At 63.9% G+C, this 26,132-nt stretch carries 21 protein-coding genes; 7 read left to right on the top strand and 14 right to left on the bottom strand.

Annotated elements, in window-relative coordinates:
• Positions 1 to 56: 56 nt before the first annotated feature.
• The 7 genes from P9M14_14025 (at position 57) to P9M14_14055 (ending at position 10,823) form a co-directional block, all read left to right on the top strand.
• Entirely contained in the window at positions 57 to 2,060 is a 2,004-nt protein-coding gene (locus P9M14_14025) for an aldehyde ferredoxin oxidoreductase family protein (GenBank protein MDP8256863.1), read from the top strand.
• Between the two features lie 2 nt (positions 2,061 to 2,062).
• A complete protein-coding gene (locus P9M14_14030) occupies positions 2,063 to 2,347 on the top strand; it encodes a MoaD/ThiS family protein (GenBank protein ID MDP8256864.1) in 285 nt (94 codons plus the stop codon).
• Positions 2,348 to 2,349: 2 nt separating this feature from the next.
• Positions 2,350 to 2,628: a hypothetical protein gene (locus P9M14_14035; protein MDP8256865.1), complete on the top strand. Its 279-nt coding sequence runs from the start codon at positions 2,350 to 2,352 to the stop codon at positions 2,626 to 2,628.
• A gap of 45 nt (positions 2,629 to 2,673) precedes the next feature.
• A complete protein-coding gene (locus P9M14_14040; protein ID MDP8256866.1) occupies positions 2,674 to 3,750 on the top strand; it encodes a pyridoxal-phosphate dependent enzyme in 1,077 nt (358 codons plus the stop codon).
• Positions 3,740 to 6,781 (top strand): PD-(D/E)XK nuclease family protein, encoded by a 3,042-nt coding sequence (locus P9M14_14045; GenBank protein MDP8256867.1) that lies wholly within the window; start codon positions 3,740 to 3,742, stop codon positions 6,779 to 6,781. Before P9M14_14040 ends, P9M14_14045 begins: the two co-directional genes overlap by 11 nt.
• The gene (locus tag P9M14_14050; GenBank protein MDP8256868.1) at positions 6,778 to 10,149 is read left to right on the top strand and encodes a UvrD-helicase domain-containing protein; all 3,372 of its coding nucleotides are present in this window, start codon (positions 6,778 to 6,780) and stop codon (positions 10,147 to 10,149) included. The genes P9M14_14045 and P9M14_14050 overlap by 4 nt, the downstream gene beginning before the upstream one ends.
• A 71-nt stretch (positions 10,150 to 10,220) precedes the next feature.
• Positions 10,221 to 10,823, top strand: a complete 603-nt coding sequence (locus tag P9M14_14055) for a TetR/AcrR family transcriptional regulator (GenBank protein ID MDP8256869.1) — start codon at positions 10,221 to 10,223, stop codon at positions 10,821 to 10,823.
• 2 nt (positions 10,824 to 10,825) lie between these two features.
• Here the strand turns inward: P9M14_14055 and P9M14_14060 are convergent, their stop codons facing one another.
• The 14 genes from P9M14_14060 to P9M14_14125 all read right to left on the bottom strand — a co-directional run.
• Complete coding sequence (locus P9M14_14060; protein MDP8256870.1) at positions 10,826 to 12,391, bottom strand: ATP-binding protein; 1,566 nt, start codon at positions 12,389 to 12,391, stop codon at positions 10,826 to 10,828.
• Between the two features lie 4 nt (positions 12,392 to 12,395).
• Positions 12,396 to 13,436 carry a GntG family PLP-dependent aldolase gene (locus P9M14_14065; protein ID MDP8256871.1) on the bottom strand — a complete coding sequence of 347 codons (1,041 nt, stop codon included), beginning with the start codon at positions 13,434 to 13,436 and terminating at the stop codon, positions 12,396 to 12,398.
• Between the two features lie 59 nt (positions 13,437 to 13,495).
• Positions 13,496 to 15,100: a sigma 54-interacting transcriptional regulator gene (locus tag P9M14_14070; GenBank protein ID MDP8256872.1), complete on the bottom strand. Its 1,605-nt coding sequence runs from the start codon at positions 15,098 to 15,100 to the stop codon at positions 13,496 to 13,498.
• Positions 15,097 to 17,301: a S8 family serine peptidase gene (locus P9M14_14075; GenBank protein ID MDP8256873.1), complete on the bottom strand. Its 2,205-nt coding sequence runs from the start codon at positions 17,299 to 17,301 to the stop codon at positions 15,097 to 15,099. The genes P9M14_14070 and P9M14_14075 overlap by 4 nt, the downstream gene beginning before the upstream one ends.
• A 26-nt stretch (positions 17,302 to 17,327) precedes the next feature.
• The gene (locus P9M14_14080; protein MDP8256874.1) at positions 17,328 to 17,834 is read right to left on the bottom strand and encodes a hypothetical protein; all 507 of its coding nucleotides are present in this window, start codon (positions 17,832 to 17,834) and stop codon (positions 17,328 to 17,330) included.
• Positions 17,831 to 19,444: a type II secretion system protein GspL gene (gene gspL, locus P9M14_14085; GenBank protein MDP8256875.1), complete on the bottom strand. Its 1,614-nt coding sequence runs from the start codon at positions 19,442 to 19,444 to the stop codon at positions 17,831 to 17,833. Before gspL ends, P9M14_14080 begins: the two co-directional genes overlap by 4 nt.
• 121 nt (positions 19,445 to 19,565) lie before the next feature.
• Positions 19,566 to 20,528 carry a type II secretion system minor pseudopilin GspK gene (gspK, locus tag P9M14_14090; protein MDP8256876.1) on the bottom strand — a complete coding sequence of 321 codons (963 nt, stop codon included), beginning with the start codon at positions 20,526 to 20,528 and terminating at the stop codon, positions 19,566 to 19,568.
• Complete coding sequence (locus P9M14_14095; GenBank protein MDP8256877.1) at positions 20,525 to 21,178, bottom strand: type II secretion system protein GspJ; 654 nt, start codon at positions 21,176 to 21,178, stop codon at positions 20,525 to 20,527. The genes gspK and P9M14_14095 overlap by 4 nt, the downstream gene beginning before the upstream one ends.
• On the bottom strand, positions 21,175 to 21,678 hold the full coding sequence (locus tag P9M14_14100; GenBank protein MDP8256878.1) for a prepilin-type N-terminal cleavage/methylation domain-containing protein: 504 nt from the start codon (positions 21,676 to 21,678) through the stop codon (positions 21,175 to 21,177). The genes P9M14_14095 and P9M14_14100 overlap by 4 nt, the downstream gene beginning before the upstream one ends.
• Entirely contained in the window at positions 21,675 to 22,211 is a 537-nt protein-coding gene (locus P9M14_14105) for a prepilin-type N-terminal cleavage/methylation domain-containing protein (GenBank protein MDP8256879.1), read from the bottom strand. Before P9M14_14105 ends, P9M14_14100 begins: the two co-directional genes overlap by 4 nt.
• A gap of 43 nt (positions 22,212 to 22,254) precedes the next feature.
• Positions 22,255 to 22,716: a type II secretion system major pseudopilin GspG gene (gspG, locus tag P9M14_14110; protein ID MDP8256880.1), complete on the bottom strand. Its 462-nt coding sequence runs from the start codon at positions 22,714 to 22,716 to the stop codon at positions 22,255 to 22,257.
• Between the two features lie 13 nt (positions 22,717 to 22,729).
• Positions 22,730 to 23,956: a type II secretion system inner membrane protein GspF gene (gene gspF, locus P9M14_14115; protein MDP8256881.1), complete on the bottom strand. Its 1,227-nt coding sequence runs from the start codon at positions 23,954 to 23,956 to the stop codon at positions 22,730 to 22,732.
• Complete coding sequence (gene gspE / locus P9M14_14120) at positions 23,956 to 25,659, bottom strand: type II secretion system ATPase GspE (protein MDP8256882.1); 1,704 nt, start codon at positions 25,657 to 25,659, stop codon at positions 23,956 to 23,958. Before gspE ends, gspF begins: the two co-directional genes overlap by 1 nt.
• 3 nt (positions 25,660 to 25,662) lie before the next feature.
• On the bottom strand, positions 25,663 to 26,132 hold a 470-nt coding region (locus P9M14_14125; protein ID MDP8256883.1), incomplete at its 5' end, for a hypothetical protein.

A 26,132-nucleotide genomic window follows, 5' to 3' on the forward strand; every position in this document is an offset into this window, starting at 1 on the left:
ACTGGGCGAACCCGACGACGGGGTTGCGCCCTGCAGTGAAAAAATAAGGAGCATTCATGCCTAACGGATACGCGGGAAAAGTTCTGTGGGTAGATCTGACCAACAAGAGCTGGGAAGAGCAAGATATCGACGAGCAGATGGTCCGGCAGTACATGACGGGCTATGGCCTGGCTGCAAAGCTGATCTTCGATCGCACCAAGCCGGGCATCGATCCGCTGGGCCCGGAGAACATCCTGGGATTCGCCACCGGATTGCTGTCAGGATCGACAGCGTTTTTCTCCGGCCGTTACATCGTGGTCGGCAAGAGCCCGCTGACCGGCGGCTGGGGCGACGCCAACTCCGGCGGCACCCTGGGCCCCGAGATCAAGAAGTGCGGCTACGACATAATTTTCTTCATCGGCGCCAGCGACAAGCCGGTCTATTTCCTGATCAACGACGGCAAGATCTCAATCGAGGACGCCACGGACCTGTGGGGGATCGACGCCTTTGAGACCGAGGATCGGCTGGTAGAAAAGACCGGGATCAAACGGCTCAAAGTGGCGAGCATCGGTCAGTCCAGCGAGAAGCTGAGCCTGATCTCGGGAATCGTCAACGACAAGGGCCGTCTGGCCGCACGCAGTGGTCTGGGCGCGGTGATGGGCAGCAAGAAGCTCAAGGCGATCGCTCTTAAGGGCAAGGCCAAGACCGAGCTGGCCGACCGCGACAAGATCAAGGAGATGAATAAGAAGCTCAAGGCCTACATCGATAAGGGCAACTTCCTCTACCCGACCAAGCCGATACTGGGCAAAACCCTGAGCCTGGCCGGAAAGCTGACCTGGAAGTTAAAGTTCTTCCCGCGCGACGACGCGATGGCCTGGAAGCAGATCCTCAAACGCTACGGCACGATGGGGACCACGGCGATGAGTTCGCAGAACGGCGATTCGCCGGTCAAGAACTGGAAGGGCGTGGGCTATCGCGACTTCCCGCTGAGCAGCAAGGCCCACAAGATCAGCGACGAAAGCCTGCTGAAATACCAGGAGAAACGCTACGGCTGCAGCTTCTGCCCGATTCACTGCGGCGGTGAACACAAGATCGAGCATGGGCCGTACCCGCTGGAATGGACGCACAAGCCCGAGTACGAGACGCTGTGCATGTTCGGCACCTCGTTGTTGATCGACGATCTGTTCACGATCTACAAAGTCAACGACCTGTGCAACCGCTACGGACTGGACACGATCAGCGCCGGCAGCACGATTAGCTTTGCCTTCGAGGCCTACGAGAAGGGGCTGCTCACCGACAAGGACACCGACGGCCTGCAATTGCGCTGGGGCAACGCCAAGGTGCTGGTGCCGCTGATCGAGAAGATGGCAATGCGCGAGCCGGGGATCGGCGAACTGCTGGCTGACGGCGTTAAGCGCGCGGCCGAGAAGCTGGGTCGCGGCTCCGAGGAGTTCGCGGTTCACGCCGGCGGACAGGAGCTCCCCGCGCACGATCCGCGCTACGACCCGGGCTTTGGCGTGACCTACGCCCTGGAGCCGACGCCGGGGCGCCACACGACCACGGGCCTGGGCTTTGCCGAGCTGACAGAGGTCGATGTGCGCTTCATGGGCAAGCGGCCGATGTTCTCCAGCCACGCCAAACGCTACGAGTATTCGGGCAAAGGCAAGTTCCTGCAGCTTGGCTCGACCATCAACCACGTGGCCAACGGTGCTGGGATCTGCCTGTTCGGCCTTCAGTTGGGCAAGCCCTATCCGATCTTCGATTATCTCAATGCCGCCACCGGCTGGGACCTGACCGACGAGCAGTGGATGGAGGCTGGCGAGCGGATCCAAAACATCCGCAAGGCGTTCAACATCCGCGAGGGAATCACCCTCGAAGATACCCGGGTCACGGGGCGGGTGATGGGCGTACCGCCAATGGCCGACGGACCCAACGCCGGGGTGACGATCGACCAGGAGACAATGTATCGCGAGTTCCACGAGGCTTACGGCTGGGAGTACCCCTCGGGCAGGCCGACCAAGAACAAGCTTCAACAGCTTAAACAGACCGACCTACTCGAGTTCTATTACAGCGGCGAGTAACAATGGCGGTCAAACTCAACGTGAGCCTGATCGTCGCTGCTCGGATGGACCACCGCAGCTTCGAACTGCCCGCCGATGGTGTGAACAGCGTGCAGCAGTTGTTCGACTTCGCGGACAAGCAGAAGCTGCTGGGCCGTAAATTCTTCAAACGGCTGTTCGCCAAGCACAAGAGCGGAGTGTTGACCGTGCTGCACAACGGTCGGCGGCTCAAGTTGCCCGATGAACTGGCGCAGCCCGTGGCCGACGGCGACGAGATCACACTGTTGACGCCGACTATGGGAGGCTGAGCATGACGGGGCGGCCCAACTGGCAAGTCTATGCGCAACAGCCCGGTTGGGGGATGTTTCGCGACTTCTGGCTCGGCTGTCTGGTCTTGATCGGCCTGGTGGCCTTGTTCTTCGTGATCGCGTTGCTCGGCGCCTTGATCAAGGGCACGCTGCTGATCATTTTACCGATCCTCAAGTTTCTGATCGGAATCGTGGTCACGGTGGTGGCCGCGGTCTTCCTGCTGGTCGGCCTGGGGATGCTTGCCCGCGGCGTGTATCAATGGCGCAAAGGATCTAAATAATTTGCAACCCCGTGCGTATTGGGCGTCGATGTCGGTGAACGGGCAATGAGCGTCTCGCCGCTGCTGTTCAAGCGCTATCCGGGTCTGGCCCGGCTCCCCTGGCTGCCGCTGATCGACCGGCCCACGCCCGTGGCGCCGCTGGAGAGACTGGCCGCGGCCCGCGGTCTGGGCGAGCTGTGGATCAAGCGCGACGATCTGACCAATCCGGACTACGGTGGCAACAAGCCGCGCAAGTTCGAGTTCCTTTTCCCCCGCGTGCTGGCCGACCGCGCCAAGGGAGTAGTGACCACCGGCGGCATCGGCACCAACCACGGGATCGCCACCGCGGTTTACGCCCGGCGCTTCGGTTTGGAGTGCCACGTGGTGCTGTTCAACCAGCCGCTGACCGACCACTGCCGCAAGGCGCTGCGGCTGATGCACTACTACGGCGCGAAGATGCACTGGGCCGGCAATTATCCGATGACCGCGCTCAAGACGCTGGGCGCGCTGGTCGGCTCGCGGCTGCACGCCGACCCGCCGATCGCGCTGATTTTGCCCGGCGGCAGCAACGCGCTGGGAACCTTAGGATTCGTCGAGGCCGGACTGGAACTGGCCGAGCAGGTCGCGCGACGCGAGCTGCCCGAGCCGCGGCGGCTGTTCGTGGCCACGGGCTCCTGCGGTACCACCGCCGGGCTGCTGATCGGCCTGAGGCTGGCCGGGCTCAAGACGCAGGTGATCGGCGTGCAGGTGGCGCCGCGGTTCGTGGTCAACCCGCGGGTGGTCGCCGGACTGGCCAACAAGGCCCTGGGCCTGATGCGCGCCAACGATCACAGCGTACCGCAGCTCGAGTTCGGCCCGGACGACATCCCGGTCCTCGCAGAGTTTTACGGCGGCGCCTACGGCCAAGTGACCCAGGAGGGGCTCAGCGCGGTGCGCGACCTAGATCAGCACGAGGGGCTGAAGGTCGAGACCACCTACACCGGCAAAGCGCTGGCCGCGATGTTGGCCGTAACGGCTGACGATCCGCAGTATCCGACGCTGTTTTGGAACACATTCAGCTCCGTCGACCTCAGCCGCCAGGCCGACCAGGTCGCGCCCGCCGATCTTCCCGCGCCGTTCCAACGCTTCTTCGATGGGAACTGAGCCTGACCGCATCCTGCTAGCGGGGAGTGCGGGTTCAGGCAAATCAACGTTTTTGCGCGAGCGCTTCATGCGCGCCGATCCGCAACAGCGCATGCTGCTGCTCCCCACGGCCTCAATGGTGCGCCACGTGCGCGATCTGCTGTGCCCCGACCACGGTTCAGCGGTCCTCGATGGCGGCCTGCACACCCTGCTCGATCTGAGCCTCTCGATCGTTTCGCGCCACGACAGCCTACGTTTCGCTGGTGACGCGCTGTGTCAAAGCTGCATGCGCCGGGTCCTGGAATCCGGGGAACGCGAGTTGGAGCCCCTGACCCAGGCCGCACAGTTCCCGGGGCTGGCCCGTACAGCCCTGCGTTGGCTGCGCGAGATCCGGCAGGCCGGGCTGGAGCCTGAAGCGTTGCGGCGCTCCAGCCGGCCACACGGTCGGGCGATGGCTGCGCTGTACGAGCTGTACCAAGCGCAGCTGGACTCGCGCAGATTGGTCGACCTCGAGTCGGCGATCGCTCTGGCGGCCCGCAGGCTGGCCCAGGGCGATCGTCCGTGCCTCGAACTGTTGGCCGTAGACGGCTTCTACGAATTCACACAGCTGCAATCGCGGTTGCTGCGGCAACTGATCGACTGTGCGCAGAGCTGTGTGGTCTCGCTGGTCGATCCCCGGGGCCGCAGATTCGAGACATTGGAGCGCACCAGGAATTGGCTGCTCTCTATCGATTTTACCGAGCAGCGCCTGGATGACGTGCGACGTTTTCGCTCAACGGCGTTGCGCGTGGTGGAATCCGGGCTGTTTGCCCAGGGGGCGGACCAGACGCACGCCGGGCAAGGGATCGAGCTCTACGCGGCCGCGGACCCAGAGGACGAGGCGATGTGGGTGGCGCGCGATATCGCCCGCCGTCGCGTTGCGGGCGAGCCGTACACCAGCTTTCTAGTGGTGCGTCGCTCGCTGCATCAGTGTGCCGCGGATTGGCGCCGGGCCTTTGACGAGGTGGGCGTGCCTCTGGATGTTTTGGCCGCCGCACCGCTTAGCAGGCACCAGGCGATAAGCGAACTTTGCGGGCTCTACCGCTGCCTGGTCGACGATCTGAACGCCATGCCCTGGGCTCTGGCAGCTCGCGGTCTGGATGTGCCGGATTGTGAGCTGTCCGATCTGGTCGAACTGTGGATGTCGATTGAGCCGCCGCAGACCCTGGAGCGGGCCGCGGCCCTCGAGGGTCTGGAACAACTGCCCACGGCGCGCGCGGCCCTCGAACTGTTGGTTGGCTGGTCGCGGCGTCTGCGCGAGGCTGCCTCGGCCAGGGCGGCCTTCGAGGTGTTGGACGCCTTCGCGGCCGAGGTGGCGGTGGCCGGTGCGATCAAGCTTTACACCCAATCCGCGCACGAGGACCATTTGCTGCGCGCCGCGGCATTGACCGCCGCCCGCTCGGCTTTGGCCGATTTGGCCGCCTGGAGCGCTCGAGATGCCGAGGGGAGCCTCGATCCGCGCCGGCTGGTCGAATCGGCGATTTCCCAATTCGAACATAGTCGATTGTCGCTCCAGACGCGGCGTAGCGACGCGGTGCGGATGGTCGATGCGCTCGAGGCGCGCAACTGGGAGGCTGACTGCGTCTACTTCACCGGCCTGACTCAACAGGAGTTCCCGCCGCGCGTATTCGACGACGCGCTGCTCGGTGACGAGGAACGCAGCAGGATTTCCGGCGTGGCCCTCAAGACCGCCGAGGGGCGGATGGACGAGGAGCGGTTGCTGTTCTATTTAGCGGCGACCAGGGCTGCCAAACGCATGGTGCTGTGCTATCCGCAGCGCAACGTCGCGGGCGTGAGCCAGACGCGCGCCTTCTGGCTTGAGGATCTGCTGGCGCTGTTCGAGCAAAGCACAATCGTGCGCCACGCCTCGGGCGCGGGGCGTATGCCGTTGCTGGACACGGCCACGATCCGGCGCGATGTGTTGCGCGGCTGCGCCGACGCAGTGGGCAGACGGCGGGCCGGGCTGCATCCGGACCAGCGACTGTTGGCCGCGGCCCGCGGCCTGGCCGACCGCGACTCGGGCTTCCGCAATCTATTGCAGCGCTCCCAACGGCGCGGCCGGGCTGCGTTGAGCAGGCCGCAGACGATTTTCAAGCTGCGCGAACTGGTCGAGCCGCTCTCGCCCTCGCGTGCGGACGACTTGGCGCAATGCCCGTTCCGCTTTTTCTGCGCCAAGCTACTGCGCCTCAAACCACCGGCCCGGCGACCGGCATTCGACAACCTGGCCGAGGGCGCAGTGATCCACGAGGTGCTGCGCGAGGTGTTCCAGCACCAGGCTTTTAGCTCGTGGCCCGACCTGCTCGATCGGCAGCTCGACAGAGCGTTGCGGCGCTTCGGCCATCCCGACGATCCGGCTCGGGTCCGCATGCGGCTGCTGTCGGCATTGAACGTCACGATCCGCGAGGAGCAAGAGCGGATCGAGGCCGGTGGAGCCGAGCCCGTGGGATTTGAACAGGAGTTCGGCACCGCCGAATCAACGGCCTGCGCGATCGAGGTCCCGCAATCCCTGCGACATCGATTGCCCGCGCCCGAGCTGACGCTGCACGGCCGCATCGACCGCGTAGACGTGATCCAGGGCGAACTGGGGCGCGTGGGCCTGGTCGTTGATTACAAACTCTCGAAAATGGGTTGGAACGAACGGCGCAAGCGGGTCGAGAGTGGATTGGACAACCAACCCGCGATTTATCTGCTGGCCCTGCGTCATGCCTTTAACGTACAGCCCGGCGGGATGTTTTACGTCGGCTGTTACGATGGACGCCGCGATGGTATTTACGCCGCGGACCGGCTGCCCGAGGGAGCGGTCGAGCCCAGTTCCAAGACCTTCGTCATGAACTCCGAACAGCTCGATCAGTGGCTCGACCAGCAGCAACAACGGCTGATTGAGTTGGTGGCGCGCGCCTATGGCGGACAGATCTTAGCCCGTCCGGCGAGAATGGATCGTTGCGGCGCCGAGAACTGCCCCTTTGCCGACGTCTGCCGCTACCGTCCGCAGTGGGAGGGAGAGGCCCAATGAGCGCGCAGCGGGTGATCAGCGTGGCCGCGGGCGCGGGCACGGGCAAGACCTATTCGTTGACCGAGCACTTCGTCTCGCTGGCGCTTAGCGGCGTTCCGGTGAGCGAGATCCTGACGATCACCTTTACCGAGCTGGCCGCGGCCGAGATGCGTGAGCGGATCATCCATAAGCTCGACGAAATCGGTCGGCATGCGCAACGACGCGAGGTGGAATTCGCGGTGATCGGCACGATCCACGCGTTGTGCGCCAGAATCCTGCGCGAGAACGCGCTGGTCGCGGGGCTCGATCCGGGCTTCGGCGTGGCGAACGAGGATCGCGCGCGGCTGCTGTTCGAAAAAGCGTTCCAGGCTGCGGACCAGCGGTTCCGCGTCGAACGGCCGCAACAGTGGGATGCACTGCGCGGCAGCGTGGGCGTTGCGGGCAACCGGCCGAGTCTGCTGCGGCGCGAGGATCAATGGGTTGTAGCGTTCCAACGCCTGTACGGATCCGTGCGCCAGCTCGACGATTGGGGCTTGGGCTGGATGGAAGTTTCAGAGAAGGGGAACGCGCCGCTGCTCAACTTGCTGATCGCGGCGGAGAAGGCGTTGGAGGAGTTGGAGCATGCGCCCGACAAATACGATCAGCGCCGTTCCGAACTCGGCGCGGTGTTGGAGCGACTGGTGCAGATCGATCCGGACGAGCTGCGGCCGGAAATCTTCACGCTGTTCGAGAGTATCCGCCATGCGGTAAAAGGCAACGTAATTGCCAAGCTCAAGGAGCCGTTCAACGCGGTCAAGGATGCGTTGGATCAAGCCCGGCTGTTCGTCGCCGATCGTTTGGCCGCACGAACGGTTCCGGTGCAACTGTTCATTGAGGACTACCTTGTAAAAGAGTACGAGGGCGTTAAGCGCCGCGCGGGATTGCTCGACTTCGATGACCTGGAGAGCAAGGCCGTGGCGCTGCTGGCCGAAGATCAAGGCTTGAGAGAGCGGCTGCAACGGCGCTGGACGCAGATACTGGTCGACGAGTTCCAGGACACCAGCCCGATCCAGAACAGGCTGGTAGAGCTGCTAAGCGATAACAGTGGGCTGTTCGTGGTTGGCGATGAGAAACAGGCGATTTACGGCTTTCGCGGTTCGGACGTGGAGGTGATCCGCAGGGTGCACGAGTCCACACCCGAACAGGGGCGCCGCACGCTGAAGGTCAACCGGCGCAGCAGGCCGGAGATCCTCGCCTTTGCCAACCTGCTGTTCGAACGGATGTGGGATACGGACAGGAACACGCGCAATCGCATGGAGCGCCTGGAGCCGTGGGATGAGAAGCAGTGGCCGGAGCGTTGTGGCGTACGCATCCGTCTTGGAGTATCGGCCAGCAGCGACACCCGGCGCTTTCAAGAGGCGCGTTGGGTGGCCCAGTCGATCGAGTCGTTGATCTCACAGGCCGGGTTCTGGGATTTCGAGCGGCCGGTCGAGCCGGGGTCGATTGCCGTGCTGGCGCGCACCACCGGCGGTCTGGGACCGATCCAGCGCGCGCTGGCCGAGCGCTCGATTCCCTTTGACCTGATCTCGGGCGATGGCTATTTCGAGTCGTGGGAAGTGCTCGACTTGGCCAACCTGCTGCGCTGTATTGTTGACGAACGCGACGAGATCCGCCTGGCCGCTGTGCTGCGCAGCCCGCTGGTCGGGCTGTCCGACCAAGGGTTGCTCGAACTGTGTCTACACGCCAGGGATACCAGAATCAGCCTGCTCGAGGCCCTGGCCGACCTGCGGGCCACGGAACGGCTGGAGTCCGAGGTCGACCGGCGCGCGGTCGAGGACTTCGCCCGGCGTCACGCAATGCTGCGCCAACGCTCGCGTCATTTGCGTGCGGACGCGTTGCTCGCGCAAGCGGCCGAGTTGTTTGAGGCCGAACTGACGGCGCTGGCGGCTGTGGACGGCCGACGTAAGGCTGCCAACGTTCGTCGGCTGACTGTACTGGCGACCGAGTTGGTCTCGTCCGGGATCGAAGATCCGCTTAAGCTGGCCGACGAGTTGGTGCGGCTGCGCGCCACGCGTTCGCGTGCGGTGGAGCCTACGACGCCGGACTCTGACCAGCGTTCGAGCGTCCGGCTGATGACCGTGCACAAGGCCAAGGGCCTGGAGTTCGACGTGGTGTTTGTGGTCGACGTCGGCCGCTCGCCCAAGGGGCCGAGCGAGACTTTCAAAGTCAGCCGCAAACTCGGAGCTGCGTTCAAGCTGGTCGACCCGCGCAGTATGAGCGTGATCAGCGACGATCGTTGGAAGCTGGTCAAAGATGCGCTCAAACGCGAATCGGACGACGAGGAGCAGCGGCTGTTGTACGTGGCAATGACCCGGGCCAAGGATCTGCTGGTGCTCAGCGGCACGCGCACCAAGAAAAAGCAGCATTGGCTGGGCAGCCTGGCACAGGAGCTGGAGCTTCCCGACGAGCCGGGCGAGGGTGCGATCGAGCTCAATGGCTGCCGACCCGCGGTCTGGAGCGTGGTGGACCTCGACGCGGAGCAGGGGGCTGAGCTTGAGGATCCGCAACGGGAAGAGCCGCTGTCCGCCGTTGCGGTCGAGCTTGAGCCCGTGGCGGACCGGGCCCCGGCGCCGCAACCGCGGCTCGATGTGATCAGCGCTACCGGGCTGTGGACCTTTGATCGATGTCCACGGCGCTTTGAGCTGGGGTACATGCTGTGCATGCCGCTCGATCAGCCCCGCGACGAGGAACCATCGCTCGAAGACGCGGCGATAGAAACGCCGCTCGTTGCAAATTCTATCAGCGGTGTTGCTTGGGGTCAGGCAGTGCATTTAATTCTCGAGCGGATCGAGTTGGACGGTACGGGCGATCAGCGGGCTTTGGCACAACTTGTGCTCGAACAGCTCGATTTGGAGCCGGACACCGCGACGATCGATCGGCTGGCCGGTGTGGCCGCGGACTTTTTACATTCACCGATCGGCATGCAGGTCGGCGCGGCGCAGAACGTGCTGCGCGAGCACAGCGTGGCACTGCGCTGGGGATCGCTGCTGATCGAGGGCAAGATCGACCTGGCCTTCGACTCGGGCGATGGCTGGGTGCTGGTCGATCACAAGACCGACCGGCCGCCTCAGGGAGATCCGCGGCTGCTCGCAGAGCGTTACCGCTCGCAGCTGCTGGTCTATCGGCAGGCGTTGGCCGGCGCCCTGGGCAATCCGCCGCTGGAGTGCCGCCTCAATTGCGTGGGGCGCGCCGCGGTGAAGGTCGAGTTCGAGGATCCGGCCGGGGATCTCGACGCGCTTGTTGTGCGTCTGAATGCGGCTGTGCAATCAAGCGAGTTTCCCCGCAGCCAGGGCGAGTATTGCGCTCAATGCCGCCAACGACGGCTGTGCCTGCCCGGGAGCAGCGCTTGACACCATCGGGCCCGTTACCATAATTTGCGATTGATTAATCAATCGGGCCCTGCCCATTAAGCGGTATTTCGATGGTAAATGAGGCGACGGACAAGCGAAGTGTGATCATGGCAGCGGCGATCAAGACCTTCGCCCAGAAGGGTTATCACGGCACGCGCGTTTCAGATATAGCCAAAGAGGCGGGCGTAGCCTACGGCTTGGTCTACCACTATTTCGAAAATAAAGAACAGCTGCTGAACTCGATCTTCCACGACAATTGGCAGGTCTTCCTACGCGCGTTGCAGCAGATCTGCCTGTTGGAGAAGCATCCGTTTCAGGAACGGGTGCAGAACCTGGTTGGGTTCCTGCTCGACACCTACGAGCACAACCCGGAGCTACTCAAAGTGCTGATCGTCGAGGTGACGCGCTCCAACCGATTTCAGGAGACCGGCAGCCTGCAAATGTTCCGCGAGGCGTTCGATACGGTCGCCAAGATGATCCGCCGCGCTCAGAAGAGCGGAGAGGCGCGCAAGGATATCGACGCGCGGCTGTCTGCCTTCGTGTTGCTGGGATGCATCGATACCGTGCTCAGCGCAATGGTCGTCGGCGTGTCGACCTTCGGCCACAAGGACACCGAGCAGCTCAAGCTGGCGATTGCCAACTACGCTCTGGGCGGACTCACGGCGCGCCCCTGAGTTTAGGCCACTACCGGCCCCGCCTTCAGCACTTCACACAGCAGCGGATGGAGCCGATAGCGTTCGCTGCCATCGGCGGTCAGGGTTTGGACCAGCCCCATCTCGCGCAGCTTTTGCAGCTCGATCGAGGCTGCGCCCGCGCCTAATTTGTCGCGCAGGTCCGATTGTAAAAAAGATGGTCCTGCCGTTGCGGCGAACAACAGCACGTTGCGCAGTTCGACGTTGACCAGCAACTTGGAAAGCGCCCAGCCCAGGGCCTGGCGCACCGCCTGTTCGCCTCCCTCTTCGTCCTCCGGGTCGAGGCTGAGGATTGAGCGCTGCTTGATTTCGTCGGCAAAGCGTTGCGGATCCTCGCCGGTCCAAGCGAGGATCGAGGACAGCACCTTGCACGCCAGCGGATGTCCGTCCAGGGAGCGCGCGATTATGCCCAGCTGGTCCAGGCCGACGTTGTAATTTGGGCAGTGGCCGCGGCACAAGGCGATCGAGCTGGTGAAGTCCAGGCCGCCCAGGCCGCAATCGGACCCGGCGGGGTAGCCGATCTCGCCCTCAATCCCCGCGCCCGGGACGCGCGAAGTCGCCAGCAGTTGAAACGCGCGCAGGGGGAGGGCGTTGAGCAATTCGATCATCCCGACTGCATCGCCTTTTAGGGGGCCGCGGTCGATATCCCTGATCAGCAGCAGTCTGCGGCCGCTGTATAGCTCCTCGGGCAAACAGCCCAGGGCCTCGGCCGGGCTGAGACGAGCGGCTTGGTCGCCCAGTAGAAAGCCGGCGACGCGCAACCAAAGCTCGTCCACCGAGCGATAGCTCGCGGCGTCGATAGCCAGTACGCCGTCGTAGCGGCTGCGCAGACTCTCCACGGCCATTCGTGCCAGGGTCGAGCGCCCGACACCCGGGATTCCGTGGACAATCACGCAGCGTGCGCCGCCGGAGTACAGTTCGCAAAGCTCGTCGCGCTCCTGCTCTCTGCCCAAGGCGCGCCGCGGTAGTGTGATCTCGCCTAGGTCGTGCTGGGGAGTTATCAGCGTGAGCTTGCCGCTACGGCGCTCGTCGCGGATCGTCTCAACGCGGTCGGAAAGCAGACCCTGGCTCAAGCCGAGCTCGGCGCTGAGCTGCATTAACAACAGCCGCACGTCCTCGTGGTCTTTATCGAGCCGGCCGATGATGTACTGCGTGGCCAGCCGCAGCAGCACCTGGTCATGGCTCAGCTCGAGGTCGGCGAGCTTAAACAGTTCGAGCAGCAGCCGGTTGAGCTGCGGCAGACGCTCGCCCTTGATCTCGGAGGAGATCCACGAGGCGAGCAGCGTAGTGCGCTGGAACATGTCCGGGTCGTCCTGCGCCTCGATCTGCGACAGCTTGGAGTAGATGAACGGTGCGTCGCGCAACAGGCGCTCAAGGCGCGAGCGCTGGTGAAACAAAGAAGCATATTGAGCGCCGGAGACCAACAGTTCGACAGCCTTGTCCCAGGGCTTGGACAGCAGTTGGCGCGCCGCCTCCTGCGCCTGGCGGCTGAGGCTGAAAGACGCCGCTACCAGGGTTAGAAATCGGTTGAGCTCGACCAGGGCGCTCAAGCGTTTAGCCCGCAAGCACCTTGCCGAAGATCTCGATGGCGCGGTCGATCTGTTCGGCTGATACGTTGAGGTGGGTCACGGCGCGGATTGTGTCCGGCCCAAAGGGTACCGTGAGCACGCCGTAGGTTCCGAGGATCTCGACCAGCTCGATCACGCCGTGGAGGCAGTCATCGAGCCTGATTAAAACGATATTGGTCTCGACTTGCGACAGCCGGATCTGGATTTGCGGCAGGGTCGCCAGCCCCTCGGCCAGGCGTCGGGCGTTGGCATGGTCCAGCGCCAGTCGGTCAACGTTGTTCTCCAGAGCGTAGAGACCGGCGGCGGCGATAATCCCGACCTGGCGCATGCCGCCGCCCAGGCGCTTGCGCACTCTGCGGGCGTGTTCGATCAGCTCGGACGAGCCGGCGAGGACTGAACCGATGGGGCAGCCCAGCCCCTTGCTCAGGCAGATGTTCACCGTGTCGGCACAGGCCGCGTACTGCGCCGCGTCGATCCCCGAGGCGATCTGGGCGTTGAACAGCCGCGCGCCATCGAGGTGCACGGCGATCCCCAATTCGTGTGCCGTGTGCGCCACGTTCTGCATCGCGTCCAACGGGTAGACCCGGCCGCCGGCCTTGTTGTGCGTGTTCTCCAGGCAGATCAGTCGCGTGATCGGCTGGTGTACGTTTTGGCCCAAGTGCACGCGGGCCTTGATCTGGTCGGCGTGCAGAACGCCGCCGACCCCCTCCAGCAGCTTGACGGTCACGCCCGACAGGGCCGCTGGAGAGCCGCTCTCGTTGTTGGGGATGTGCGCGTTGGCCTCGCAGATGATCTCGTCGCCGGGACGGGTATGTACCACGATCGCCGTCTGGTTGGACATCACGCCGCTGGGCATAAACAGCGCCGATTGCTTACCCAGCAGTGCGGCGACTTTGCGCTCGAGCAGCGCCGTTGTCGGATCGTCGCCAAAAACGTCGTCGCCCACTTCGGCCGCGACGATGGCCGCGCGCATCGCGTCTGAGGGTCTGGTTACGGTGTCACTGCGCAGGTCGACGATCTGCTCCATTATGCGATCCTCCTGGGCGAGCATGTCTTCTGGCAAAGTCCGTTCGTCGCGCGACAGTATTATGAATTCTCTGCGATGCCGTAGCGCCGCAGTTTTTCGTAGAGCGTAGATTTGGCTATGCCCAGCGCCCGGGCCGCTTTGGTGCGGTTGCCGCCGTGGCGCGCCAAAGTGGCAATGATCGCCTCGTGTTCGATCTCGGACAGCGTAAGACCGTTCTCGCGGGCCGCGCCGCCAGGCCCCTGGGCCATCTGGCGTGCTTGGACGATCGTCTCGGTGCCGATTGTTTCGGATTCGCTGAGCAGCGCGGCGCGCGATAGCACGTTGCGCAGTTGGCGCACGTTCCCGGGCCAGTCCAGATCGCGCAGCATCTCCAGAGCAGCCTCATCGAGCCGCTTGTCGCGTGAGATGTCGGCGAGCAACACATTGGCGATCAGCTCGATGTCCTCGGGCCGCGTGCTTAGCGGCGGAATGTGGATCGGGAAGACCGAGATCCGGTAGTAAAGGTCCGTGCGGAAAGTGCCGTTCTCGACCTCGACCGCCAAGTTGCGGTTGCTGGCGGCGACGATTCGTACGTCGACCGGCACCGGAGTGTCTGAACCAACCGGGATCGCCTCGCCGGACTCAAGCACGCGCAGCAGTTTGGCCTGCAGGTCCAACGGCAGTTCCCCCAGTTCGTCGAGGAACAACGTGCCGCCGTCCGTGGCCATCAGCAGCCCGGGACGTGATTTGGTTGCGTCGGTGAACGCGCCCTTAACGTGGCCGAACAGCTCGCTCTCGAAAATCTGCGAGGACAGGGCCGCGCAGTTCACCGCGATGAACGGGCCGTCGCAACGGGGCGAGAGATCGTGAAGTGCTCGCGCCGCGAGTTCCTTACCGACTCCCGTGGCACCGCTGATCAGTACCGGTACGTCGACCGGGGCCAGCCGTTTGAGCAACGCGAACAGGCGGCGCATCGACTCGGAACGGCCTGCCATGCCGCAGAAGAGATGATCAGGTTCGAGCTCGAGCGCGATGTGCTCGGAGCGCGTCTGGATCGCCAGCAGCGTATTGCCCAAACGAATTTGGGCGCCGGGAGGCACGGCGGCCGAGGCGACGCGCACGTCGTTGACAAAGGTTCCGTTCTTGCTTTCCAGGTCGCGTAGCTGCACGTCGGCGTCCGTAGGGAACAGCTCGATGTGCCGGCTGGAAACGCAGCTGTCATTGAGCACCAGGTCGCAATCAGGCGCTGCTCCGACCACGATCGGCGAGTCGATGTTCAGCTTCATACCCGCGTCGGGACCGGAAACGATTTTGAGCTCGACGATCGCAAGCTCAATCCCCTGCTCGTCGACTTTGATCAGCCGCGTGCCCGGTCTGTCGAACGGTCCGAAATTTGAGCGGCGCAGATCCTCGTAGTTGAAGCTGTAACTGCCGACCTCGATCTTGCCGCTGGACGCGATAGGCTGGTCGGCGTCGGCAAGCGCGTCCGCAGCGCTCCCTTGGGCCTGGAGGAACAGCTGCGGGCCGCGCCTGATGAATACCAGCCGGAAATCACGTGGGTCGTCCGGAGAGGGAGGGGGGAGCACCAGATCGTTGTGCTGTTCGGTACCGATCGAGAGCACGCCGAGATTGGTCAGGGAACAGACAACATCGTTTCCGTTGCAGACCGTGACCCGGATACTCATTTTGCCCGTCGCCTGCGGGCGATGAACAGCAGGGCGGCCAGTGCGGTTAGCAGCGAGGCGGCGACCCGGGAGCTGCTCGTGGAGAGCGCGCACAGGCCGTCGCCGGAATCTTCTTCTTCCTCCTCGTCGTCGCCGAAAATGTCATCGGGGTCGACTTCGTCGCAATCCTCGTCAACCTCGCCGTCGCAGTTGTTGTCGATCCCGTCGTCGCAGACCTCGCGATGACCCGGATAGGCATCTGCCTCGTCGTCCTCGCAGTCATTGCCGCGGCAGGGTGCGCCCTGGGCCATGTAGCCGTCGCCGTCGGCATCGCAGATCGCGCGGCCCAAGGCGCCGCCGGCCAGGGAGAAGCGCTGCGGTTCGCTGAGCTCGTGGGCCACGACCAGCAGTTCCCATTGACCGGCTTGCGGGTCCTGGACCACAACCTGTTCGACATTGTTGCGACTGTCGCGTCCGCGCTGGGCAGCCTGATCCGGATATTTAGGATCGGCGACCAGCGGACGATGTTCAACTCCCTCGGGGTCGATCAGCAGCAGGTCCAGGTCGTTGATCAGCGTTCCGGACGAGCCGGGCGCGGCCGCGGGGTCGTCCCAGGCCAGTGTCACGCGCAGCTTGTTGATCCGCGGCGGCAGATCGAACGTTTCGCTGTACTCCTCGCTGGTCTCATCGAGTTGGGCCACGGCGTAGCCCCCTAGCTTGGTCAGCGTAGCGGCATGCCAGATGTTGAGCCTGCCGAATCCGTACTTGAAATCAGGGCCCTCCAAACCAAGGTCGAGGGCTGTCTGCAACAGGATCGCTTTAATCAGCGAAGGCGGCGTATCGGACTCGCCGTTGTCGCGCAACTGCTCAAGGACCAGCGCGGCCGATCCCGAGACCACCGGCGCGGCCATTGATGTGCCGCACCAGCCCTCGGCACCGTACTTGTGATTGGGCAGGGTACTCTTAATGTAGCCTTTGTCGTCGCCGTCGCAGCCCGGGGCCACGATATCCGGCTTGACCCGGCCGTCGTCGGTCGGACCCCACGATGAGAAGGAGGTCATGTCGTCGGTGGTCGATTGCACGGCGCCGACCACGATCGTGTTCTTGGCCGAGGCGGGCGGCGGTAGGGAATCCCAGCCGTCGAACGGGTCGATGCCGCATTCGCCCATGTTGCGCTGATTGCCGGCGGCAAAGACCACGACTAATGTTGCGCCCGCCGTGCCGGTGATCACCTGGTCGTAGCCGCGAGCCAGGTCCCCGTAGTGTCCGAGGCTGTCGCAGTTGTCCAGACTGTCGGCAACGTAGCTGCCCCAGGAGTTCTGGCTGATGTCCACGCCGAGCTCCACGGCGCGCTCGAAGTCCGTCAGCGAGCCGTTGAAATCCCAGGAGACGATCTGCGCGCCGAGAGCCATGCCGCGCCACTGACGGGAGTCGCCCCCCTGGTCTTGCGAATGCGAGCCGTCGCCGGCCATGGTGCCGGCCACGTGCGTGGCGTGGGAGCTGATCTCGGAAATGTCCTCGGTCTGGAGCCTGCCTGAAAAATCCTTATGTGCGAACACGTGTCCGCCGTCCCAGATTCCGAGCACCACGCCCGAGCCGTCGAGGTTCAGCGGCGAGGATTGGGCCTTGTTTGCGCCGACGCTGGGACGAATCGAGTCGTTGAGCAGAATCAGCGGCCCGTCGGCGCGCTCGATGTAGAACACGCCGTCGACTTGTAACGCGCGGCTAAGCTCGGTTCGCTCGATCGTGCCCACGAGCTGTCCCAGGAAGCTTCGTGATTCTTCAATGCGGAAGCCGCAGGACTCGAGCTGCGAAGCGGTGCGTTTGAAATCGACGTCCGGGCTGATGTGGAGCACAACGCGCGGCCGTTCGCCGGCCCGCGACAATAGCGGATCGATGCGGAACTCCTCGCGCCAGGCCAGTGCCCCGCTGAGCATGCGCTCCAGGCCTGTGGACGCGGACGGGACCCGAATAAGCAGGGCGCCGCCGGAGACCGGGCCGATCACGACGACGCCGGATTGGGTCAGGCTGCGCGAATTGTAGCCCGGTGCGGGCGTGACCAACGCCAGGGAACCGGCCAGGCCGGCAAGGGTCTGTCGCAGTTGCGGGGTCGCCTGCTGCCCAAGCTCCACGTTGCCGGTCGCGAGTCGCAACTCCGCACTCAAGGCGGCAAGCGGCAGCAGGATAATCAGCGCCAGAATCGATGTGAAAAGCCGTTTCATACTGCCTTCCGTGCGAACGCCAAGGCTCACAGGGGCTTGAACGTGGAGATCTCCAGCCGCACGTCGAGCACCGAGGCGTCGCGCGCCCGGCTCTTGATGCTCGCGTTCTTGATGCTCAGCAGCACCTCGGAGTCGCGCAGGGCGAGCATGTATTCGGCGAGCTGCTGTAGGCTGATTCCGCGCAGACTGATTTCGACCGCCTCCTCTCTGTAGTGCGGATTGGTCGGCTTGCTGCGGTTGATCGCCTCGTCGATCTGGATTCCCAGCGGCGAGGCCAGCGACTCCAGGGTGGTCAATAGCGAGGTGTTGCCCGCATTCTCGATCTTGGTCTGGGAACTGCGCAGACGGGCGCGGATCGGCGCGTACTGCTGTGCCAGCTCCTGGACCGCCAGCAGTTCCGAGCGCGGGTCGTCGGATACGACCGCTGCGCCCTTGCTGCCGAACGAGCCGCTGAGCAGGATCAACATCAGGATCACCAGCGCCGCTGAGGCGGCACCGATTAGAATTTTCTCGCGAGCGCTGATCGGCCTCATTTGGTCACCAGGGAGATGATCAGTTTGAATTTCACCTTGCCGTCCGGCGTGCGGTCGACGTTCTCTTTGCGGATCGAGGAGACTCCGTCGAGCTGCTTGAGCACCGACTCGACGCGGTCAACGTCCTCGAAGTCGTTGACCTCGCCCTCGATGCGCACCACGTCGGTGGTGATCTCCATGCGTTTGAAGTCCACGGTCAGATCGCTCGCCGGGGTCTTGTCGGACATCCGGTACAGCAGGTCGACAGTCGAGACGCTGCCGTCGCCGAGCTCACCGATCAGCTTGAGTTTCTCGCGATCGACGCGGATGCGTTCCTCAAAGGTCGCGCGTACGTTGCTGGGCACCGGCTCTCCGGGGAAGTTCTCGCGCCAGATCGTCGAGATATGCTGCTGCGCCTCGCGCGACTTGCCGCGGGTCGCGGCGTAGCCCATATAGCAGTTGGCGATCAGCAGCACGGCGAGCACCGCGGCCATCACGATCAGTGGTTTGGCCTTGCCGCCGAGCTGTTGCGAAACGCGGGCTGCGGCAAAGGGCCCGGTGCGGAAGTTGAGCTTGCTCGAGCGCGGGGAGCCCGCTCCGACCAACGCCAGTCCGGCGCAGAGCGCGGCATACGGCGCGGTCGCGGGGTCGGGCTCGATCTCGCGTTGAGGCACGGCGGCGAACGGGTCGAAACGCTCCACCGTCGTCTCGAGCTGATCGGATAGCCAGTCGGCGAAACCCTGCAGCGTGCTCGTCCCGCCGCTGATCAGCACGCGTTCGATCTTGCGCTCCCCGGCCAGGCCGTTCAAAGTCTGGCGCAGGTCGGTCATCCACGGCTCCAGCGCCCGCAGCACGATCTCGCGCAGCCGCGCCGTGGTCTCGCCCGGCTGGTTCGGATCGAGGTTGACCTCTTGCTGTTTGCCGCGTTCGGCCTCGGAAAGGGAGCAGTTCAGCTCGCGGGCCAGCGCCTCGGTGATGTCGCGGCCGCCGCGGCTGATCGTGCGCACGGCCCGTGGACCGCCGTTGTCGAACAGTGCGAGCAGGGTGTTGCGATAACCGACGTCGATCACGACTTCCAGGCCCTGGGAACCCTCGAGCGCCGGGCGCGCGGCGTTGATCAACGCCCAATGGCCCGGCGTGATTACTCGCGGGTCGACGCCGAACTCGCCGAGCTTGGCCAGCTGCGCGGCGATTACTTCCTTGCGCGTCAGGTAGACCCCGATCAGGCTCGTGTTGTCCCGGGTCTGGAGCAGCTGGGTGTTGAGCAGCATCTCGCTTAGGTCGTAGGGCAGGCCGGACTCGACCTCGAAGGGAACTACCTGCTGGATCTTGGAGCGCTTGGTGAACGGCAGCTCGAGCGTGCGCCAGACCACGCTACGCGCCGGCATCGCCACCACGATCTCGTCGAAACCCGAGTCGATCTGCAACAGGAAATCCCGCAGCGCGCGCAGTGCCGGACCGAGCAGCTCGGCCTCGTCCTGTTCGGCCGCCGCGGGATGATCCTCGCCCGACGTGGGGTCGATGGCCATCTGGTGGTGGAAGACCAGTTTGCGGCCTCGCAGCGAGGTCTCGATTACGGTTCCGCAGATGCGATCGGCCGCGATGTCCAGACCTAAAATACGGTGTGCCATTTCCTTCCAATCAACTCTGATCAGGGCGATCCAGGGCACCCCTGTAACAGACGTTAGTTATGCTGTCAAACCAGCAGAGATGGCCGATCGAGCGCGATCCGCGCCGCATTCGGGCCGCCCCTTAAATCGTCCTGAGATAGACCAAGTCTACACGGTCCTTTTGGCGCACCAGCACCGCGTTTAGAACCTTGGTCGTCTCGTTGGTGGTCGCAATAACCTTGATGTTGAACGTTCGGGTTTTTACCGTGCAGGCTTTGTTCAACTGGCGCGCCAGGTTGCTGGGCAATCCCAACCGTTTTAGGTCGCGTCGGATGTTCTTTTTCTTGAACGGCTTCTCGGCCCGCGATTCGACGATCACGTCGGCCCAGTCGCCGCTGGTCCCGGGCTCGATCGACTCGATCAACGCGGCGAGGACCTCCACCGGCGCGGTGTTGATGTTGATCCGACTGCCGCCGAAGATCGTCACGTACGGCTCGACCTTGCTGAAAATCTCGTCGTTGAATCCGGCGACCTGGCGCAGCTCGCTGAGCGAACTCATCGGCCCGTTGCGCGGCTGGACCGACGGCGTCATCTGCGAGTAGCCGTAGGCCGAGTCCTCGTAGACACCGGAGACCACGTCCTGGTCGTTCGGATCGATCCAGTCGATGATCGGGTTGACCAGCGCCGGGTCGATATCGAGGCTGACGAACAGCGCGGCGAGCTGGTCCTGGGTCCGCTTGTTGATGCTGCCCGAGGTTCTGACCAGCCGGTTGAGATTGAGCTTGCTGTTCTCATCGACGATCTGCACCGTTACCATCCCGTCGCCGATGGGGATCGGCGGCAGCGGCATGGCCCAATCCTCGTTCAGGTGGTCGTACTTGTTGTCGTTGTAGTCCTCGACCAGGAACTTGCCGGCCACGTTCATACCGCTGAGCGCCAGGTAGTTGGCGCGCAGATCGTCGGCAATGTTGTTGGCGATGGCGAAATTTACCCGCGCGTTAAAATGAAACTCGAGCACCAGGATCGAGAGGATGGCGATTATCAGCAGCACCATTATCAGCGCCACGCCGCTTTGGCTGCGCGGATCGATCGGGCCGCGGCTCATCGCAGTTCCTCGTGGGCCTCGGCCAGCTTGAGTACGGTGCGGCTTTGAAAGACCTCGTCGCGGTCGTCCAGGCCGGGAAGGATCAGCGTCAGCTCCACGGCGTAGGGCAGCTGCATTCCGGACTCGGCCTCGCGGCTGTCCCACGAATCGTGCCAGCTGCTGCCGTCCCAGAAGCGAAAGTTGATCCCGCGAATATCGGGGGCCATCTCGTAGGTCACGCCGCCCTCAAGCGGGTCGAGGTCGAGGCTGCCGTCCTCGCGGCGCATCAGGTAGCGCACCTCGTTGGAGCTGTCCTCGATCACGAAGTAGCTCAGCTCGCACTCCTCGCTCTCGCGGTTGTCCACGCCCATCGGCACGTGGGAGAAGCTGGTGAAGGTGATGCTGTCCATCGGATAGCCCCGAAGCTCGGCGTCCTCGCCCAAAAACAGCGTGGGATTGGCCTGACGCGACGGGCTGAGGAAGGCCAGGCTCAGTTCGCGCTGGGCGCGGTCGAGCACCTGGCGGCTGGTCTGGTACATCTCGTTGTAGGCTTCGACCCGTGCCTTGGAATCCACAGTGGTGCTGAAGATCGCGAACACCGTGGATGTGACCAAGCCCAGCACCAGCAGCGCGACCATTACCTCGAGTAGAGTGAAGCCCGCGCGACTCACAGCGCCCTTTCCGGCGGAGCCTCGCTTACCGGAGTTCCCGCGTCGTTGATCCCGCCGCCGCCGAACGCACCGTCGCCGTCGCCGTCGTCGTCGTCGGGGATGCCCAGCCCCTTATCTTGGCCGTCGTTGGGGAACGGGCCGGTGTCGGCGATGAAGTACAGTAAGTCCAGCTCGCGCGGGGAGGGCCCCTCCTGCCAGAGGATCAGCAGGTGCACCTCGCGCACGTCGGGGAAGAAGCTCTCGTCGACCTCGACCCGCCAGGTGAAGCCGGGGAACAGTTCGCCGAAATCGCCCTCGTCGTCTTCCAGCGGCGGGTAGCCCAGCAGCTCGATGTCGGTGATCTTCAATCGCGCCAATTGGGCGGCCAGGGTCTGGTTGCGCGCGCTCTCGGAAAGGCTGATCGAGAACGCGTGGTTTTGCAGCAGCGCGACCATCACCGTGGCCATGATCGCGATCGCCACCATCACTTCGAGCAGGGTAAAGCCTCCGCGGCGACTCACGGCGTCTGCTCCATGCCCTCGAGATCGATGTAGCCCTCGAGGATCTCGCAGCGGCCCGACAGCGGCTTGACGATCAAGGTAAACACCTCGCCGCTTTCGCTGGCGATGTGGATCACGCTGGGTTCGGCCATGCCCGTGGGCAAGAACATCGTCGTGGTCTCGCCCTCGTCGATCTTGCCCGCGTGCAGCGTGACCACGTCCTCGAAGCGTACGCCCACCGGCAGTTGGGTGCGGCCGATGATCGACAGCGGGTCCTCGAGGAATTCGCCGGTCTCGGTCAAAGTGGTGATCCAGTATTCGTTGGTGTCGATGTTGTAGTGCAGGCGCACGTAGTTCTTCTGCATCGCGGCCTGGTTGAAAGCGTATTGCACCGTGCCGGCGAGGATCCGCGTTGAGCTCTTGAACTGTACGTCGAACACGCGGCTGAGGCTCGGGTAGACCACGGTCATCACCAGCGCGAAGATCAGCAGTACGATCAATACCTCGAGCAGAGTGAAGCCCGAGTTTTTGCGACTGCCGCCCGGCATGTTCATTGATCCGTGTCCTCGCCTTAAAGGTCGAGCCCAGCGGATGCTGCTACTGTCCGAAGACGTCGTCCTCGGTGTTGGGCACGCCGTCCGCCCCGGCCGAGAACACGACGGCCATTCCGCCCTGGTTGAGATACAGATAATCCATCTGCCACGGATCGAGCGGCAGGAAGTTGGAATTGAGGTATCCGCCGGGCTTCCAGCGCATCGGAATCCGGCCGCTGGTCGGCGGCGCGACCAGCACCTGCAGCGTCTGCTCGGTGTCCGGGTAGAAGCCGTTGTCCAGCCGGTAGAGGTCGAGGGCTGACTTGAGGTTGGCGATCTGGGTCTGCGCGGTCTGGATTCGCGCGTCCTCGACGCGGCCGATCACGGCCACGCCGACGATTCCGGCGAGCAGGCCGATGATGATCAGCACGACCATCACCTCCAGCAGAGTAAAGCCCGCCTCGCGCCGGGACTGCGCGAGCATGCGGGCCTGCTTGTCGTCAATCGAATGGTCGTGTCGAGTCATTTTATCGATCTCCTCACTTTAGACCCTGAGTCATCTGTAGGATCGGAACCACGAGCGAAAGGGCGATGAAGGCCACAAACCCGGCCATCAGCAAAATCATCACCGGCTCGAGTACGGTAGTCAGGTTGTTCACCGCGCGCTCGACCTCCTTGTCGTAGGAGTCCGAGACGCGCAGCAGCATTCCCTCGAGGTCGCCGGTCTTTTCGCCGGTCATGATCATGTGCGTCACCAGCGGGGGAAACACGCCGCTGCGACTCAGCGGCCCGGCGATGCTGGTCCCCTCGGTGATCGAGTCGCGCGCGGTCTCCACCGCCTGGCGGATGATCACGTTGGTGATGATGTTGCTCACGATGTCCAGCGACGCCAGGATCGGCACGCCGCCCTTGAGCAGCGTGGCCAGCGTGCGTGTGAAGCGGCCGATGATCACCTTGCGCGTCAGTTGGCCGAAGATCGGCGCGCGCAGCGCAAAGCGGTCGAAGCGCTCGCGTCCCTCGTCGGTCTGCAGCCAGCGGCGCACCAGCCAGGCCGCGGCCGCGACCACGATCAGCAGCGCCCACCACCAGTCGGTGAGAAACGCGCTGGTGCCCAGCAGCATCCGCGTCAACAGCGGCAGGGCGCGGCCGGTGGCTGCGAACACCGTGCCGATTTTGGGCAGCACCCAGAAGACCATGATCGCCAGCACGCCCAGGCCGACGAAGGTCAGGATTATCGGGTAGAGCAGGGCGCCGCGGATCTTGGCGCGCAGCTCGACCTGGCCCTCGATGTATTCGGCCAGGCGTTCGAGCACGATTTCCAGCGTGCCCGAATTCTCGCCGGCGCTGATCATGTTGACGTACAGGTCGGAGAACACCGCCGGGTGCTCGGCCAGCGATTTGGCCAGGCTCTGCCCCTCGTTTACCTTCTGTTTGACTTGGCTGACGATCTTTTGCAGCAGCTCGTTCTCGATCTGTTCGGCCAGCGCGCCGAGGGACTCGGAGACCGGGATGCCTGCGCCGAGCAGGGTTGCGAACTGACGCGTGGCCAGCGAAAGGTCGTCGGCCGGTACGCGCATTAGAAGCTCGCGGACGTTGGTCTTGAGTGTGAAGCGCGTGGGATTGCGTACGTTCTCTTGTTTGAGGTTGGTAGGGAAGATTCCGTCGCGGCGCAGCTTGGCCCGCGCGGCGCGGGCTGATTCGGCGTCAACGATTCCACTGGCCGATTTTCCCGCGCTGTTCAGTCCGCGATAGGAGAAGACCGGCACTAGAGAAGATCCTCCTGGGTGACGCGCAGCACCTCGGAGACCGAGGTGATTCCGGAGAGCACCTTGCGGGCGCCGTCGTCGCGCAGGGTGTGCATGCCGTTCTGGATTGCCGTGCGCTTGATCGTGGACGAGTCGACGTTGCTCATCACCATCCGCCGCAGCTGATCGTCGATCACCAGCTGTTCGTAGATCCCGGTACGGCCGCGGAACCCGGTGCCCATGCACTCCTCGCAGCCCGTGGGTCGGTAGAATTGCGCGTCGCCGACCTGCTCGGGTTTAAGACCGAGGTTGGCGATTTCGCCCGGCTCGGGCTTGTAGGCCTCGCGGCAGTCCGGGCAAAGCACGCGCACCAGGCGCTGGGCGATGATCCCGATTACCGAGCTGGAGACCAGGAATTGCTCAACCCCCATGTCCAGCAGTCGCGTGATCGCGCCGGAGGCGTCGTTGGTGTGCAGGGTCGATAACACCAGGTGGCCGGTTAGCGAGGCCTGGACCGCGATCTCGGCGGTCTCGACGTCGCGGATCTCGCCCACGAGGATGATGTCCGGGTCCTGGCGCAGGAAGTGACGCAGACCCGAGGAGAACGTCAGCTCGATCTTGGGATTGACCTGCATCTGGCCGATTCCCTTGACCTCGTACTCGATCGGATCCTCGATGGTCAGGATGTTGACGTCGGGCTTGTTCAGCGTGGTGATCGCCGCGTAGAGCGTGGTGGTCTTGCCCGAGCCGGTGGGCCCAGTGACCAGCAGGATGCCGTGGCTCTTGCGGATCAGCTTGGCGAACTCCTTAAGGGTGTCGCCGAGCATCCCCAGATCGGTTAGGTCGAGGTGTACGGCGCTCTTGTCCAGCAGGCGCATCACCACCCGCTCGCCGTGGGCCGTGGGGATCACGCTGGTGCGGATGTCGATGTCCTTGCCCGCGATCTTGATGCGGATCCGGCCGTCCTGGGGCAGCCGCTTCTCGGCGATGTTGAGCTTGGCCATGATCTTGACGCGGCTGATGATGCTTTGCTGGAAGCGCTTGGCCGGCTTGATGATCTCGTAGAGCACGCCGTCGATGCGGAAGCGCACCGCCATCTCGTTCTCGAACGGCTCGATGTGGATGTCCGAGGCGCGCTGTTTGATCGCCTTGTACAGCAGCGAGTTGACCAGCCGGATGATCGGGGCCTCGTCGTCCGAGTCGATGATGTCGCGGATCTCGTCCTCGAGGTTGATGTCCTCGATGGTTTCGGTCTTCTCCAGGTCGTCCATCACGTCCTCGGCCTGGGATTCCGAGGCCCTGTCGTAGGCCAGGTTGATCGCGTTGACCACTTCGGATGGCGGCATCACCAGCAGCTCGAGCTCGGCGCCGAGCATCTGGCGCAGGTCGTCCAGCGCGCTGACCTCCAGCGGGTTGCCCGTGGCGACCTTGACCAGCCCATCCTCGCGCGCATAGGGGAACAGCAACGCACGTTTGGCAAACTGAATCGGCACCTGGTTGAGCAGCAGCGGGTCGATGTTTTCGTCGGGCAGGGTCTCGCTGAACGGCAGGCCGATCAGCTCGGCCCAGGCGCGCAGCACCTCGACCTCGCGGGCCAGCTTGAGCTTGACAACCGCCCGGGCAAAGCTCAGTCCCTTCTCGTCGCTGTAGGCGCGGGCCTGCTCGACCTGCGCGACCGTGAGTACCTCGCGCTGCTGCAGAATCTGGGCCAGATTGCGTTTCATGGTCTATGCGCCGTCGTCCTGCTGCCGGTCGTCATCGTCTTGCGTTGCATCGGGTTCGGGCTGCCCAGCAGATTCATCGTCGGTTGCGTCGTCGTATTTGTCGCCCTGTTCCGGGTCCTCGAGGTTCTCGTGCAGAACCTGCTCGTCGCTGGGAACGCCGGGCTCGATCGTTTCGTACGGCGATCCGGTCGGTTCGTCCGGACTGGGCGTGAAGGTTGCCGGGTCGGGCAGTGGGTCGCCCTGACGCGGCGGCACGCTGTTGACCTCGCGGAAGCGTTCGAACTGCTGGTGGCGCAAGCGGGTGACCGCCTCGAGGTCGCGGGCGTCCTTGATAATGTACGGCGTGAGGAAGATCACCAGGTTGGTCTTCTTGTTGGATCGATTCTGGTACTTAAAAAGATAGCCCAGAACCGGGATGTCGCCGAGGATCGGCACCTTGCTCTCGATGATCGAGGAGTCCTCTTTCATCAAGC

The sequence above is a fragment of the Candidatus Alcyoniella australis genome (genome assembly GCA_030765605.1).
Taxonomy (GTDB): domain Bacteria; phylum Lernaellota; class Lernaellaia; order JAVCCG01; family Alcyoniellaceae; genus Alcyoniella; species Alcyoniella australis.

Coding starts and splice junctions, on each gene's coding strand:
- gspK (MDP8256876.1), bottom strand. CDS start 20,528: ATGAGCCGCGGCCCGATCGATCCGCGCAGCCAAAGCGGCGTGGCGCTG.
- P9M14_14030 (MDP8256864.1), top strand. CDS start 2,063: ATGGCGGTCAAACTCAACGTGAGCCTGATCGTCGCTGCTCGGATGGAC.
- P9M14_14075 (MDP8256873.1), bottom strand. CDS start 17,301: ATGAAACGGCTTTTCACATCGATTCTGGCGCTGATTATCCTGCTGCCG.
- gspL (MDP8256875.1), bottom strand. CDS start 19,444: ATGGCACACCGTATTTTAGGTCTGGACATCGCGGCCGATCGCATCTGC.
- P9M14_14050 (MDP8256868.1), top strand. CDS start 6,778: ATGAGCGCGCAGCGGGTGATCAGCGTGGCCGCGGGCGCGGGCACGGGC.
- gspG (MDP8256880.1), bottom strand. CDS start 22,716: ATGACTCGACACGACCATTCGATTGACGACAAGCAGGCCCGCATGCTC.
- gspE (MDP8256882.1), bottom strand. CDS start 25,659: ATGAAACGCAATCTGGCCCAGATTCTGCAGCAGCGCGAGGTACTCACG.
- P9M14_14045 (MDP8256867.1), top strand. CDS start 3,740: ATGGGAACTGAGCCTGACCGCATCCTGCTAGCGGGGAGTGCGGGTTCA.
- P9M14_14040 (MDP8256866.1), top strand. CDS start 2,674: ATGAGCGTCTCGCCGCTGCTGTTCAAGCGCTATCCGGGTCTGGCCCGG.
- P9M14_14070 (MDP8256872.1), bottom strand. CDS start 15,100: ATGAGTATCCGGGTCACGGTCTGCAACGGAAACGATGTTGTCTGTTCC.
- P9M14_14065 (MDP8256871.1), bottom strand. CDS start 13,436: ATGGAGCAGATCGTCGACCTGCGCAGTGACACCGTAACCAGACCCTCA.
- P9M14_14105 (MDP8256879.1), bottom strand. CDS start 22,211: ATGAACATGCCGGGCGGCAGTCGCAAAAACTCGGGCTTCACTCTGCTC.
- P9M14_14025 (MDP8256863.1), top strand. CDS start 57: ATGCCTAACGGATACGCGGGAAAAGTTCTGTGGGTAGATCTGACCAAC.
- P9M14_14055 (MDP8256869.1), top strand. CDS start 10,221: ATGGTAAATGAGGCGACGGACAAGCGAAGTGTGATCATGGCAGCGGCG.
- P9M14_14035 (MDP8256865.1), top strand. CDS start 2,350: ATGACGGGGCGGCCCAACTGGCAAGTCTATGCGCAACAGCCCGGTTGG.
- P9M14_14080 (MDP8256874.1), bottom strand. CDS start 17,834: ATGAGGCCGATCAGCGCTCGCGAGAAAATTCTAATCGGTGCCGCCTCA.